A 12,689-nucleotide genomic window follows, 5' to 3' on the forward strand; every position below is an offset into this window, starting at 1 on the left:
GTCCCCGGACCGGGCTCCTGCGTGCTGTCGCGGGCCGGTCAGCGGCCGTTGAACGCGTCCTTCAGGCGGCTGAACAGCCCCTGCTGACCGGGAGCGAACTGGCCCATCGGGCGCTCCTCGCCGCGCAGCTTCGCGAGCTGGCGCAGCAGGTCCTCCTGCTGGGGGTCCAGCTTGCCGGGGGTGGTGACCTCGACGTGGACGATCAGGTCGCCGCGCCCGCCGCCGCGCAGGTGCGTGACGCCCCGCCCGTGCAGCGGGATCGCCTGGCCGGACTGGGTGCCGGGCCGGATGTCGATCTCCTCCATGCCGTCCAGCGTCTCCAGCGGGCACTTGGTGCCCAGGGACGCCGCCGTCATGGGGATGGTGACCGTGCAGTGCAGGTCGTCCCCGCGCCGCTGGAAGGTCGGGTGCGGCAGCTCGTGGATCTCCACGTACAGGTCGCCGGCGGGGCCGCCGCCGGGGCCGACCTCGCCCTCGCCCGCGAGCTGGATCCGGGTGCCGTTCTCGACACCGGCGGGGATCTTGACCGTCAGGCTGCGGCGGGAGCGGACCCGGCCGTCGCCCGCGCACTCGGGGCACGGGGTCGGGACCACGGTGCCGAAGCCCTGGCACTGCGGGCAGGGCCGCGAGGTCATGACCTGGCCCAGGAAGGACCGGGTGACCTGCGAGACCTCACCGCGGCCGCGGCACATGTCACAGGTCTGCGCGGAGGTGCCGGGGGCGGCGCCCTCGCCCGAGCAGGTGGTGCAGACGACGGCCGTGTCGACCTGGATGTCCTTGGTCGTGCCGAAGGCGGCCTCGTCCAGTTCCAGGTCCAGACGGATCATGGCGTCCTGGCCGCGGCGGGTCCGCGAGCGCGGGCCGCGCTGCTGGGACTGGCCGAAGAAGGCGTCCATGATGTCCGAGAAGTTGCCGAAGCCACCCGCGCCGAAGCCGCCCGCGCCGCCGCCGCCCGAGGAGGACAGCGGGTCGCCGCCGAGGTCGTAGACCTGCTTCTTCTGCGGGTCCGAGAGGACCTCGTAGGCGGCGTTGATCTCCTTGAAGCGCTCTTGCGTCTTGGGATCGGGATTGACGTCCGGGTGCAGCTCGCGCGCGAGCCTCCGGAAAGCCTTCTTGATCTCGTCCTGGGATGCGTCGCGGCGCACGCCGAGTACGGCGTAGTAGTCCGTGGCCACTTACGACTCCGCCAGGATCTGTCCGACGTAACGTGCCACTGCGCGTACCGCTCCCATCGTTCCGGGGTAGTCCATGCGGGTCGGTCCGACCACGCCGAGTTTGGCGACTGCTTCGCCGCCCGAACCGTAGCCGACGGACACGACCGACGTGGAGTTGAGTCCCTCGTAGGCGTTCTCGTGCCCGATCCGTACGGCCATCCCCGACTCCCCCGCCTCGCCCAGCAGCTTGAGGAGCACGACGTGCTCCTCAAGCGCTTCGAGCACCGGCCTGATCGTCAAGGGAAAATCATGTCCGAAGCGAGTGAGGTTGGCGGTGCCGCCGATCATCAGCCGCTCCTCCGCCTCCTCGGCCAGCGTTTCGAGAAGGGTCGCCAGGACGGCCTTGACGGTCGCCCGGTCGTCGATCTCGAACGACTCCGGAAGGTCCTGCACGAGCTGCGGCACGTCGGTGAACCGACGGCCGACGACCCGGCTGTTCAGCCTCGCCCGCAGGTCGGCGAGGGAGGTCTCGCCGAAGGGCGTCTGGGTGTCGACGAGCCGCTGCTCGACCCGCCCGGTGTCCGTGATCAGTACGAGCATCAGCCGGGCCGGGGCCAGCGACAGCAGCTCTACGTGCCGGACGGTGGAGCGGGTCAGCGAGGGGTACTGGACGACGGCGACCTGCCGGGTGAGCTGCGCGAGCAGCCGCACCGTGCGGCCGACCACGTCGTCGAGGTCGACGGCGCCGTCGAGGAAGTTCTGGATGGCCCGCCGCTCGGGCGTCGACAGCGGCTTGACCCCCGCCAGCTTGTCGACGAAGAGGCGGTAGCCCTTGTCGGTGGGGATCCGGCCGGCGCTGGTGTGGGGCTGCGCGATGTAGCCCTCCTCCTCCAGCACGGCCATGTCGTTGCGCACGGTGGCGGGCGAGACGCCGAGGCGGTGGCGCTCGGTGAGGGCCTTGGAACCGACCGGCTCCTCCGTCCCGACGTAGTCCTGGACGATGGCGCGCAGCACTTCGAGCCTGCGTTCACTGAGCATCGCGCACACCTCCGGATGCGGTCGGTCGTCGGTCGGTCATGGGTCGGTCGTGGGGTTCCGCCGGCGGCGGGCCGGCCGTCGCCGGTCCGCCGGAGCTTCCCCCGGGCCCTGGTTGGCACTCCGAGCGCCCGAGTGCCAGAGATCCCCCGGTCAGTGTACGGCCGGGTGGTACACCGGGGGCAAGGGCGGCCCGCCAGGGTAGCGTCGCCCCATGGACGTACGTTGGGAAGAGGCGGGCTGGGAACGGCTGACCGGGCGGACCGGCCGGCGGCGGCTCCCGGTGTGGGACTGCACGGTGGGACTGGTGGTGGGGGACGAGTCGGTACTCCTGATCGACCCCGGATCCTGCGTGCGCGAGGGTGCGCTGGTGCGGGCCGAGGCGGAGCGGCTGACGGGCCGGCGCGTGACCCATATCGCATTCACACACGGACATTTCGACCACGTGCTGGGCGGCCCGGCCTTCGAGGGCGCCCGGTTCTACGGGGCGGTCGGCCTCGACCGGCTACTGGCGACCCCCGGCGGCCGTGAGGAGCTGCGCGTGAGCGCGGTCCGCCAGGGCGTGGACGAGGCGGAGGCGGCCGGGGCGGCGGGCCTGCTGCGGGCGCCGGAGCACCTGGTGTCGGGCGAGTGGACGCTGGAGCTGGGCGGCGTACAGGTACTGCTGGCCAACGTCGGGCCCGCGCACTCGCAGCACGACCTGACGGTCCTGGTGCCGGGCGAGCGGGAGGTGGTGTTCTGCGGGGACCTGGTGGAGGAGTCGGGCGAGCCCCAGGCCGGCTCGGACGCGGTGCCCGGGCAGTGGCCCGCCGCCCTGGACCGCCTGCTCGCGCTGGGCGGGGACGACGCGCTGTACGTGCCGGGTCACGGAGCGGTGGTCGGGGCAGGCTTCGTGCGTGCGCAACGCGACACACTGGCGGACCTGTTCGGCGTGTCGCGGACCTGACGGCGGCGGCTCTCCTAGTGTCGGCCGGATGCGCGAGTACTCCCCCGACCTGACCCCGCAGTGGAAGCGTGCCAAGGCCGTGCCGGAGGTGGCCGCGGACCCCGATCTGGTGGTCGAGGTGGCGGGCACCGACTTCTGCGGCGCGGTGGTGGCGTGCGAGGCGGGCACGGTGACCCTGGAGGACCGCTTCGGCAAGCGCCGGGCCTTCCCCCTGGAGCCGCGCGGCTTCGTGCTGGACGGCGCCGTGGTGACCCTGACCCGTCCGTCGCGGGCGCCCGCCGCGCCCGCCCGTACGGCCTCGGGATCGCTGGCCGTCCCGGGGGCGCGGGCCCGGGTGGCGCGCGCCGGGCGGATCTACGTGGAGGGCCGTCACGACGCCGAGCTGGTGGAGCGGGTCTGGGGTGACGACCTGCGCATCGAGGGCGTGGTGGTGGAGTACCTGGAGGGCGTCGACGACCTCGCGGCCGTCGTGGAGGAGTTCGCCCCGGGGCCCGACGCCCGTCTCGGCGTGCTGGTGGACCACCTGGTGGCGGGCTCGAAGGAGTCGCGGATCGCGGCATCGGTGACCTCCCCGGACGTGCTGGTGGTGGGTCACCCGTACGTGGACGTCTGGCAGGCGGTGAAGCCGTCCGCGCTGGGCATCCGGGCGTGGCCCGAGGTGCCGCGCGGCCAGGACTGGAAGACGGGCGTCTGCCGGGCCCTGGGCTGGCCGGAGAACACCGGGGCCGCCTGGCAGCACATCCTGTCCCGCGTCTCGTCCTACCGGGACCTGGAGCCGACCCTGCTGGGGCGGGTGGAGGAGCTGATCGACTTCGTCACGGCCTGCGATGCCGCTTGAATTTCGGGAGTGTTCCGAACTCGCCGGTCTCCAGCTTGATGCCCAGAACGGTCAACGGGACGGGCTCGCCGAACCTCGCCCTGCGTTCGACCTTGTAGTCGGCGTCCTCCCCCGCCCCGGCCGGCTCGGTGAGCAGCAGGCATTCGGCCTCGAACGGATCGATGATCAGGTAGGCGGGAACCCGACCGGCCGCGTACATCGAACGCTTGATGCCGTAGTCCGTGTCCGCACTGTTCTTGGACACCACCTCGACCAGCATCGTGACGGCGGGGGCTGGGATGAGACGCCCGGGACCCGGTTCGCTGCCGTTCTCCAGCACCACCAGATCGGGCTGCGGTTCGCTGGTCTCACCCGGAATCGCGATGTCCTGCGTCTGGAGCCGTTCCCACCGCTCCCGGGGGATCTGATCCAGTACGGACAGCACGATCCGGTTGTGCACCCGGTCGGGCCCGGCCATCATCACGATGTCCCCCCTGAGGAGCTCCGCTTTGAAACCCTCGGGAACATCGAGTTCCTCGAAGGCCCGGGCGACATCCGTCATGAGCCGGTCATCCACAGCGGTCATCTCCGTGGTCCTCCGCGTCTCGCCGCCGTTGCTTGCGGCAGCAGCCTAGGAACAGGGTAGGCAGCCTCGTTCGCTTCCCGCGCGGATTCACTCCGCCGAGCGATCAGTCCACCAGGTCCCGCACCACCGCGTCGGCCAGCAGCCGCCCGCGCAGGGTCAGTACCGCGCGCCCGGCCCCGTACGGGCCGGCTTCCAACAGGCCGTCGGCCAGCGCCTTCGCGGCGGCTACCAGGCCCGCCGGGGCCAGCAGGGACAGCGGGACGCCGTCGACGAGGCGCAGCTCCAGCAGGATCCGCTCCACGCGCCGGTCCTCCGCGGACAACAGCTCGCGCCCCGCGCCGGGGGAACGACCCTCCGCGAGGGCCGCCGCGTAGGCGCCGGGGTGCTTCACGTTCCACCACCGCACCCCGCCGACGTGCGAGTGGGCGCCCGGGCCCGCGCCCCACCAGTCGGCCCCTCGCCAGTACAGCTCGTTGTGCAGGCAGCGGCCGGCTTCGGTCGTGGCCCAGTTCGACACCTCGTACCAGGAGTACCCGGCCTCCGCCATGACGGAGTCCGCGATCAGGTACCGGTCGGCGTGGACGTCGTCGTCGGTCATCGGGACCTCGCCGCGGCGGATCCGGCGGGCCAGCTGCGTGCCCTCCTCGACGATCAGGGCGTAGGCGCTGACGTGGTCGGGTCCCGCGCCGATGGCCGCGGCCAGGGAGTCGCGCCAGTCCTGGTCCGTCTCCCCCGGCGTGCCGTAGATCAGGTCCAGGTTGACGTGCTCGAAGCCCGCCGCGCGGGCCTCCGCGACGCAGGCCTCGGGGCGGCCGGGGGTGTGGGTGCGGTCGAGCACCTTCAGGACGTGCTGCTTCGCGCTCTGCATGCCGAAGGAGATCCGGTTGAAGCCGCCCTCGCGGAGCTCCGTGAGGTACCGCGGGTCCACGGACTCCGGGTTGGCCTCGGTGGTGACCTCGGCATCCTCGGCCAGCCCGAACTCGTCGCGGATCGCCGCGAGCATGCGGACGAGGTCCCGGGCGGGCAGCAGCGTGGGCGTGCCGCCGCCGACGAAGACGGTCCGTACGGCCCGGGGGTCGTCCCCGAGCACCTTGCGGGCCAGACGGACCTCGTCGATCAGGGTGTCGGCGTAGTTCTCCCGGGAGGCGAGCACCCCGCCGGTCCCCCGCAGCTCGGTGGCCGTGTAGGTGTTGAAGTCGCAGTACCCGCAGCGCGTGGCGCAGTACGGGACGTGCAGGTAGAACCCGAGTGGCCGGTCCCCGGCACCCGCCAGGGCGTGCGACGGCAGCGAGCCGTCTTCGGGCATGGGTTCACCGTCGGGCAGTGCGGAAGGCATGGGCCCATTGTCCCGCACTGCCCCAAGGTCGTTTCCCGCGTCGGGCCGGGCGCCGGTCAGGCCTCCCGGGAGCCCGCGTACATCTCGTCGATGAGGTGCTTGAACTCACGCTCGACGACCGGGCGCTTCAGCTTGAGGCTGGGCGTCAGGTCGCCGTGCTCGACGTCCAGGTCGCGCGGGAGGATCCGGAACTTCTTGATCGTCTGCCAGCGCTGGAGGCCCTCGTTCAGGGTCTGGACGTAGGTCTCGATCAGGCGGTCGGTCTCCGGCGCGGCCAGGACCTGGGCGTACGTCTTGCCCTCCAGGCCGTTCTCGGCGGCCCAGCCGAGGATCGCCGGCTCGTCGAGGGCGATCAGGGCCGAGCAGAAGTTCCGGTCGGCGCCGTGCACGACGATGGTCGACACGTACGGGCAGATCGCCTTGAAGTGGCCCTCGATCTCCGCCGGGGCGACGTACTTGCCGCCCGAGGTCTTGATCAGGTCCTTCTTGCGGTCGGTGATGCGCAGGTACCCGTCGGGGGACAGCTCGCCGATGTCGCCGGTGTGCAGCCAGCCGTCGCTCTCCAGCACCTCGGCGGTCTTGTCGGGCTGCCCGTGGTAGCCCTGCATGATGCCGGGGCCGCGCAGCAGGACCTCGCCGTCGTCGGCGATGCGGACCTCGGTGCCGGGCAGCGGCTTGCCCACGGTGCCGGTGCGGTAGGCCTCGCCGGGGTTGACGAAGGAGGCCGCGCTGGACTCCGTCAGGCCGTAGCCCTCCAGGATGTGGATGCCCGCCCCGGAGAAGAAGTAGCCGATCTCGGGGGCGAGGGCGGAGGCGCCGGAGACGGCGGCCCGCAGCTTGCCGCCGAAGGCCTCGCGGAGCTTGGAGTAGACGAGCGCGTCGGCGATCTTGTGCTTGGTGGCGAGGCCGAAGGGGGCGGTGGCCTGGCCCGTGCGGCGGAAGTTGTCCTGGGTGACCTTGGCGTACTCGCGGGCGACGCCGACCGACCACTGGAAGATCTTGTACTTGGCCCCGCCGCCGGCCCGCGCCTTGGCGGCCACGCCGTTGTAGACCTTCTCGAAGATGCGCGGGACGGCCGCCATGTACGTCGGCTGGACCACCGGCAGGTTCTCGATGATCTTGTCGATCCGGCCGTCGACCGCGGTGACGTGCCCGACCTCGATCTGCCCGGAGGTCAGCACCTTGCCGAAGACGTGCGCCAGCGGCAGCCACAGGTACTGGACGTCGTCCGAGTGGATCATGCCCGTGGCCACGGTGGCCTTGGCCATGTACGACCAGTTGTCGTGCGGCAGGCGGACGCCCTTGGGGCGGCCGGTGGTGCCGGAGGTGTAGATGAGGGTGGCGAGCTGGTCGGCAGTGATGGCCGCGATCCGCTCCTTGACCGCCTCGGGGTGCTTGGCCAGGTACTCGTTGCCGAGCGCCTCCAGGTCGGCGAGGGACAGGACCCAGCCCTCGGGGTCGCCGTCGGCGCCGACGGCGTCGGCCGCGTCCAGGACCACCACGTGGGCGAGGTTCGGCAGGCCGGAGCGGCGCTCGCGGGCCTTGGCGAGCTGCTTGGCGTCCTCGGCGATCAGCACCCGGCTCTCGGAGTCCGCGAGGATGTACGAGGACTCCTCGGCGTTGGTGCTGGGGTAGATCGTGGTGACCGCGCCGCCCGCGCACATCACACCGAGGTCGGACAGGATCCACTCGACCCGGGTGTTGGAGGCGAGCGCGACCCGCTCCTCCGGGCGCAGGCCCAGGGAGATCAGGCCCGCCGCGATGGCGAAGACCCGCTCGGCCGCCTGTCCCCAGCTCAGCGACTTCCAGTCGTCCGGACCGCCCTCCGGGCCGGCCGCGGGGACCGGGAAGCGGTAGGCCTCCGCGTTCGGCGTGGCGGCGACGCGGTCAAGGAAGAGGGCCGCCACGGTGGGCGGGCGGTTCTCGATCAAGGTCTGTGTGTCGCTCACGACATCCTCCGGACCGGTCCACGCGGCAGGGCGTGGGCGTGGGGGCGCTTTGGGACGGGCGGGTGGTGCTGGCAGCTTTTTGAAACTGGCGAGTAACCATCGAGCAGTGATCAGCGTAGAGGCCGTGCGCCCGGCGCGTAAGGGCCTCCGAGCGGCCGCTTCATAACGAAAAGGGCCCCCATGCGTGCACATGTGGGCCCATTCGTCCGACTTGGGGCGAGGGTGGTTCTTGACCCGCCCTTGGCGACCGCTTGGCACGGCCGCCTCCGACCGCTGTCGGTTACCGGTCGGTTACTTCTTCTTGCCGCCGGACTCGTCGCTGGAGAGGACGGCGATGAAGGCCTCCTGCGGGACCTCCACGGAGCCGACCATCTTCATCCGCTTCTTGCCTTCCTTCTGCTTCTCCAGCAGCTTCCGCTTACGGGAGATGTCACCGCCGTAGCACTTGGCGAGGACGTCCTTGCGGATGGCGCGGATGGTCTCGCGGGCGATGACGCGCGAGCCGATGGCCGCCTGGATCGGGATCTCGAAGGCCTGCCGCGGAATGAGCTCGCGCAGCTTGGCGACGAGGCGCACGCCGTAGGCGTAGGCGGCGTCCTTGTGCGTGACGGCGGAGAAGGCGTCGACCTTGTCGCCGTGCAGCAGGATGTCGACCTTGACCAGTCCGGAGGCCTGCTCGCCGGTGGGCTCGTAGTCGAGGGAGGCGTAACCGCGGGTCTTGGACTTCAGCTGGTCGAAGAAGTCGAAGACGATCTCCGCGAGCGGGAGGGTGTAGCGGATCTCGACCCGGTCCTCGGAGAGGTAGTCCATCCCGAGGAGGGTGCCGCGGCGCTGCTGGCAGAGCTCCATGATCGCGCCGATGAACTCGGAAGGCGCGAGCAGGGTGGCCCGGACGACCGGCTCGAACACGTCCCTGATCTTGCCCTCGGGGAACTCGCTCGGGTTGGTGACGGTGACTTCCTTGCCGTCTTCCAGGACGACGCGGTAGACCACGTTGGGCGCGGTGGCGATCAGGTCGAGGCCGAACTCGCGCTCCAGGCGCTCGCGGACCACGTCCAGGTGGAGGAGGCCGAGGAAGCCGACGCGGAAGCCGAAGCCGAGCGCCGCCGAGGTCTCCGGCTCGTAGACGAGCGCGGCGTCGTTCAGCTGCAGCTTGTCGAGGGCCTCGCGCAGGTCCGGGTAGTCCGAGCCGTCGAGCGGGTACAGGCCGGAGAAGACCATCGGACGCGGGTCCTTGTAGCCGCCGAGGGCCTCGGTCGCGCCGTCGTGCAGGCTGGTGATGGTGTCACCGACCTTGGACTGACGGACGTCCTTCACGCCGGTGATGATGTAACCCACCTCGCCGACGCCGAGGCCGTCGGAGGGGGTCATCTCCGGGGACGAGACGCCGATCTCCAGCAGCTCGTGCGTGGCGCCGGTCGACATCATCCGGATGCGCTCGCGCTTGTTGAGCTGACCGTCGACGACACGGACGTAGGTCACGACACCGCGGTACGAGTCGTAGACCGAGTCGAAGATCATCGCGCGGGCCGGGGCGTCCTTGGGGCCGACGGGGGCCGGGACCGTGGCGACGATCTTGTCCAGCAGCGCGTCCACGCCGAGACCGGTCTTCGCCGACACGCGCAGGACGTCCTCGGGCTGGCAGCCGACCAGGTTCGCGAGCTCCTCCGCGAACTTCTCCGGCTGGGCGGCCGGCAGGTCGATCTTGTTCAGGACCGGGACGATCGCGAGGTCCTTCTCCATCGCCAGGTACAGGTTGGCGAGGGTCTGGGCCTCGATGCCCTGGGCGGCGTCCACCAGCAGGACCGTACCCTCGCAGGCCGCCAGGGAGCGGGAGACCTCGTAGGTGAAGTCGACGTGACCGGGGGTGTCGATCATGTTCAGGATGTGCGTGCTGCCCTTGCCCGCGCCCTCGGTGGGGGCCCAGGGCAGACGGACCGCCTGCGACTTGATCGTGATGCCGCGCTCACGCTCGATGTCCATGCGGTCGAGGTACTGGGCGCGCATCTGCCGCTGGTCGACGACGCCGGTGAGCTGGAGCATCCGGTCGGCGAGCGTCGACTTGCCGTGGTCGATGTGCGCGATGATGCAGAAGTTGCGGATCAGCGCCGGGTCGGTACGGCTCGGCTCGGGCACGTGGCTGGGGATCGCGGGCACGCAGTGTCCTGATTCTCGGGGCGCAGTCGGAAGCGGTTTCTTCAGCGAAGGTCGGATCTCGTCGCCTTCGGCTTCGTCGGCGCGATGTCGGATCTGTACGCAGGCTCCCATGGTCCCATGGACGGGGCAGTGCGCTCGGTTTGGGCCGGTCGGAGCGCGCCTGGTAGCCTGGGCAGCTGTGTCTCGTATGCCCTCTCAGCTGTCGGGACACAATCCGAAGATCAAACTCTGAACCTGAAAAGGCTCTTTCGTGGCGAACATCAAGTCCCAGATCAAGCGGAACAAGACGAACGAGAAGGCGCGCCTGCGCAACAAGGCCGTCAAGTCCTCGCTCAAGACCGCGATCCGCAAGGCCCGCGAGGCCGTCCTCGCCGGTGACGCCGAGAAGGCCACCGTGGCTTCCCGCGCCGCCGCGCGTGCGCTCGACAAGGCTGTCTCGAAGGGTGTCATCCACAAGAACGCCGCCGCCAACAAGAAGTCGGCGCTGGCCTCCAAGGTTGCCTCCCTCCAGGGCTGAGCTCCTGATGTGAATCGCCGGTAGGGAACCAGCGGGCCCTCTCTCCCGCTCCCTCACCGGCACACCGCGCCGCACGCGGCCTGCGTTCGCCACGCGGGTGCGGCGCAAGCATCTTCACAGCATCACCCCCGGTCACCGACCGGGTGACGAACGGCCCGCCCGGCCCCATCGGGTGGGCCGTCCGCATTTCCGGGCCGACCCCCTTCACCGCGCTCCGGCCCTCTGGGACACTGCTGGCGACGTGGCCCCGGGGGAAGGGCGGACCTTGAACGCCGTGCTCATCGTGCTCGTCGTCCTGGGATGCGGAGCGTTCTGGGCGCTGCGGCGGCTGTGCCTGTACCCGTGCCGCATGAGCGAATGGCGCTACGCCTTCGCCGCCGCGCACCGCGACCGGCGCGAGGCCCTGCACCGCACCCGCCTGAACAGACGGGCGGTGGAGGGCGAGCAGCGGCGGCACCTGGCACGGGCGCGGGAGCACGTCGAGGAGATCGAGCAGCGGGGCCGGCAGGAAGCCCGGGCTCTGAAGACGGAACGGCAGCGGTTGCTGCGGCCGGGGTGGGGCTCGTCCGTGGGACCCCGCCTGGGACCCCTCCGGCTGCACGAGCACGTCCTGCTGTTCATGAAGGAGGCTCCCGAAGGGGAGGAGGCACCCGCCGGGATCGACGAGACGCTGCCGCTGGCCGACCTCACCGTCAGCTTCTCGGACGCCCGCGAGCACCTCTTCCTCCACGTCACCCGCCAGGACGGCACCCAGCGCACCGCGGTGTACCCACGGGCCGCGCACCGCGAGACGGCGGTCCGGCACTTCCGCGACCGGATCCACAACCAGGTACTGGCGGCCAGGACCTTCCGGGAGTCGGCGCGGGAACGCACCGCCGAGATCGACACCGAGCTCCAGCAGCTGGCCTCCGACACCGCGGCGCGGCGCGAGCAGGCCGGCCTGGAGGTCACGGCCCTCGGCGAGACGCAGCGGGCGGACCCCCGCCTGCTGCGGGCCCTCGCCGACTGGGAGGCACAGTGCGACGTCTGGCAGAAGCTGACCGGGCACCGGCCCCGCGCGTCCTGACACCGACGGCCAGGATGCCCGGCGGACCGTCCGGCGGACCGTCCGGCGGACCGGGGGCGGGCAGAGCCGGGAGGCCGACGCCGACAGGGCCCGACAGGGCCTAGCGGCGCTGGGGGCGGGCCGCGCGGGCCACGGCCACGACGGCCTTCTCCAGGGCGTACTCGGGGTCGTCCCCGCCGCCCTTGACCCCCGCGTCGGCCGCGGCCACGGCGCGCAGGGCGTCCGAGACGGCATCCGCCGACCAGCCCCGCATCTGCTGACGGACCCGGTCGATCTTCCACGGCGGCATCCCCAGATCCCGCGCGAGGTCGCCCGGACGGGCACCGCGCGGGGCGGAGGCGAGCTTCCCGATCGCCCGGACCGCCTGGGCCAGCGCGCTGGTGATCAGCACCGGGGCCACTCCCGTGGACAGCGACCAGCGCAGGGCCTCCAGGGCCTCGGCGGCCCGCCCCTCGACCGCACGGTCGGCGACCGTGAAGCTGGAGGCCTCGGCCCGGCCCGTGTAGTAGCGGCCGACCACGGCCTCGTCGATGGTGCCCTCGACGTCCGCGCACAGCTGCGCCGCGGCGCTCGCCAGCTCCCGCAGATCGCTGCCGATCGCGTCGACCAGGGTCTGGCAGGCCTCCGGGGTCGCGGAGCGCCCCAGCGCGCGGAACTCGCCCCGCACGAACGACAGCCGGTCCGCGGCCTTCGTCATCTTCGGGCAGGCGACCTCCCGGGCCCCGGCCTTGCGGGCCGCGTCCAGCAGGCCCTTGCCCTTGACCCCGCCGGCGTGCAGGAGGACCAGGGCGATCTCCTCGTACGGCGCGGCGAGGTAGGCCTTGACCTCCTTCACCGTGTCCGCGCCCAGATCCTGCGCGTTGCGGACGATCAGGACCTTGCGCTCGGAGAACAGCGAGGGGCTCGTCAGCTCCGCCAGCGTGCCGGGCTGGAGCTGATCGGACGTGAGGTCCCGCACATCGGTGTCGGCGTCGGCCGCGCGGGCCGCCGTCACGACGTCCCGCACGGCGCGGTCGAGCAGCAGGTCTTCCTGCCCCACCGCGAGGGTGATCGGGGCAAGCGGTTCGTCGGTGGAGTTCTTCCTGGTGGCCATCGTCCCCAGCATCCCACGCCGCACCGACAGCGC

11 protein-coding genes are annotated in these 12,689 nt (G+C 71.4%); 4 read left to right on the forward strand and 7 right to left on the reverse strand.

Annotated features, from left to right (window positions below):
- Window positions 1–38: 38 nt before the first annotated feature.
- Both dnaJ and hrcA read right to left on the reverse strand, forming a co-directional pair.
- Window positions 39–1,175, reverse strand: a complete 1,137-nt coding sequence (dnaJ, locus tag ACEPPI_RS02315) for a molecular chaperone DnaJ (RefSeq protein WP_373913555.1) — start codon at window positions 1,173–1,175, stop codon at window positions 39–41.
- Complete coding sequence (hrcA, locus tag ACEPPI_RS02320) at window positions 1,176–2,192, reverse strand: heat-inducible transcriptional repressor HrcA (RefSeq protein WP_030226948.1); 1,017 nt, start codon at window positions 2,190–2,192, stop codon at window positions 1,176–1,178.
- A 211-nt stretch (window positions 2,193–2,403) separates the two neighbouring features.
- On the opposite strand from hrcA, the gene ACEPPI_RS02325 reads away from it, so the two are divergent.
- Window positions 2,404–3,135 carry an MBL fold metallo-hydrolase gene (locus ACEPPI_RS02325; RefSeq protein WP_373913556.1) on the forward strand — a complete coding sequence of 244 codons (732 nt, stop codon included), beginning with the start codon at window positions 2,404–2,406 and terminating at the stop codon, window positions 3,133–3,135.
- Window positions 3,136–3,163: 28 nt separating this feature from the next.
- The gene (locus tag ACEPPI_RS02330) at window positions 3,164–3,973 is read left to right on the forward strand and encodes a DUF3097 domain-containing protein (RefSeq protein ID WP_373913557.1); all 810 of its coding nucleotides are present in this window, start codon (window positions 3,164–3,166) and stop codon (window positions 3,971–3,973) included.
- Here the strand turns inward: ACEPPI_RS02330 and ACEPPI_RS02335 are convergent.
- The 4 genes from ACEPPI_RS02335 to lepA all read right to left on the reverse strand — a co-directional run bounded on the left by ACEPPI_RS02335 (window position 3,951) and on the right by lepA (window position 9,980).
- Entirely contained in the window at window positions 3,951–4,538 is a 588-nt protein-coding gene (locus ACEPPI_RS02335) for a Uma2 family endonuclease (protein WP_373913558.1), read from the reverse strand. The two genes, ACEPPI_RS02330 and ACEPPI_RS02335, sit on opposite strands and share 23 nt — an antisense overlap.
- Before the next feature lie 103 nt (window positions 4,539–4,641).
- Entirely contained in the window at window positions 4,642–5,874 is a 1,233-nt protein-coding gene (hemW, locus tag ACEPPI_RS02340; RefSeq protein WP_373913559.1) for a radical SAM family heme chaperone HemW, read from the reverse strand.
- A 56-nt stretch (window positions 5,875–5,930) separates the two neighbouring features.
- Window positions 5,931–7,823, reverse strand: a complete 1,893-nt coding sequence (locus ACEPPI_RS02345; protein WP_373913560.1) for a long-chain fatty acid--CoA ligase — start codon at window positions 7,821–7,823, stop codon at window positions 5,931–5,933.
- 291 nt (window positions 7,824–8,114) lie between these two features.
- On the reverse strand, window positions 8,115–9,980 hold the full coding sequence (gene lepA, locus ACEPPI_RS02350) for a translation elongation factor 4 (RefSeq protein ID WP_373913561.1): 1,866 nt from the start codon (window positions 9,978–9,980) through the stop codon (window positions 8,115–8,117).
- 250 nt (window positions 9,981–10,230) lie between these two features.
- Here lepA and rpsT point away from each other — a divergent pair, with 250 nt between their 5' ends.
- Together rpsT and ACEPPI_RS02360 are read left to right on the forward strand one after the other, a co-directional pair.
- Window positions 10,231–10,497 carry a 30S ribosomal protein S20 gene (gene rpsT / locus ACEPPI_RS02355; RefSeq protein ID WP_373913562.1) on the forward strand — a complete coding sequence of 89 codons (267 nt, stop codon included), beginning with the start codon at window positions 10,231–10,233 and terminating at the stop codon, window positions 10,495–10,497.
- 265 nt (window positions 10,498–10,762) lie between these two features.
- Window positions 10,763–11,563, forward strand: coding sequence for a hypothetical protein (locus tag ACEPPI_RS02360; RefSeq protein ID WP_373913563.1), 801 nt, complete (start codon window positions 10,763–10,765; stop codon window positions 11,561–11,563).
- Window positions 11,564–11,663: 100 nt separating this feature from the next.
- Here the strand turns inward: ACEPPI_RS02360 and holA are convergent, their stop codons facing one another.
- On the reverse strand, window positions 11,664–12,656 hold the full coding sequence (gene holA, locus ACEPPI_RS02365; protein ID WP_373913564.1) for a DNA polymerase III subunit delta: 993 nt from the start codon (window positions 12,654–12,656) through the stop codon (window positions 11,664–11,666).
- Window positions 12,657–12,689: the final 33 nt, after the last annotated feature.

This window comes from Streptomyces sp. AB3(2024), assembly GCF_041862025.1.
GTDB lineage: Bacteria > Actinomycetota > Actinomycetes > Streptomycetales > Streptomycetaceae > Streptomyces.

Excerpts from the sequence above, each read along its gene's own strand:
- hrcA (WP_030226948.1), bottom strand. The coding sequence starts at position 2,192 with ATGCTCAGTGAACGCAGGCTCGAAGTGCTGCGCGCCATCGTCCAGGAC.
- ACEPPI_RS02325 (WP_373913556.1), top strand. The coding sequence starts at position 2,404 with ATGGACGTACGTTGGGAAGAGGCGGGCTGGGAACGGCTGACCGGGCGG.
- ACEPPI_RS02330 (WP_373913557.1), top strand. The coding sequence starts at position 3,164 with ATGCGCGAGTACTCCCCCGACCTGACCCCGCAGTGGAAGCGTGCCAAG.
- ACEPPI_RS02335 (WP_373913558.1), bottom strand. The coding sequence starts at position 4,538 with ATGACCGCTGTGGATGACCGGCTCATGACGGATGTCGCCCGGGCCTTC.
- hemW (WP_373913559.1), bottom strand. The coding sequence starts at position 5,874 with ATGCCTTCCGCACTGCCCGACGGTGAACCCATGCCCGAAGACGGCTCG.
- holA (WP_373913564.1), bottom strand. The coding sequence starts at position 12,656 with ATGGCCACCAGGAAGAACTCCACCGACGAACCGCTTGCCCCGATCACC.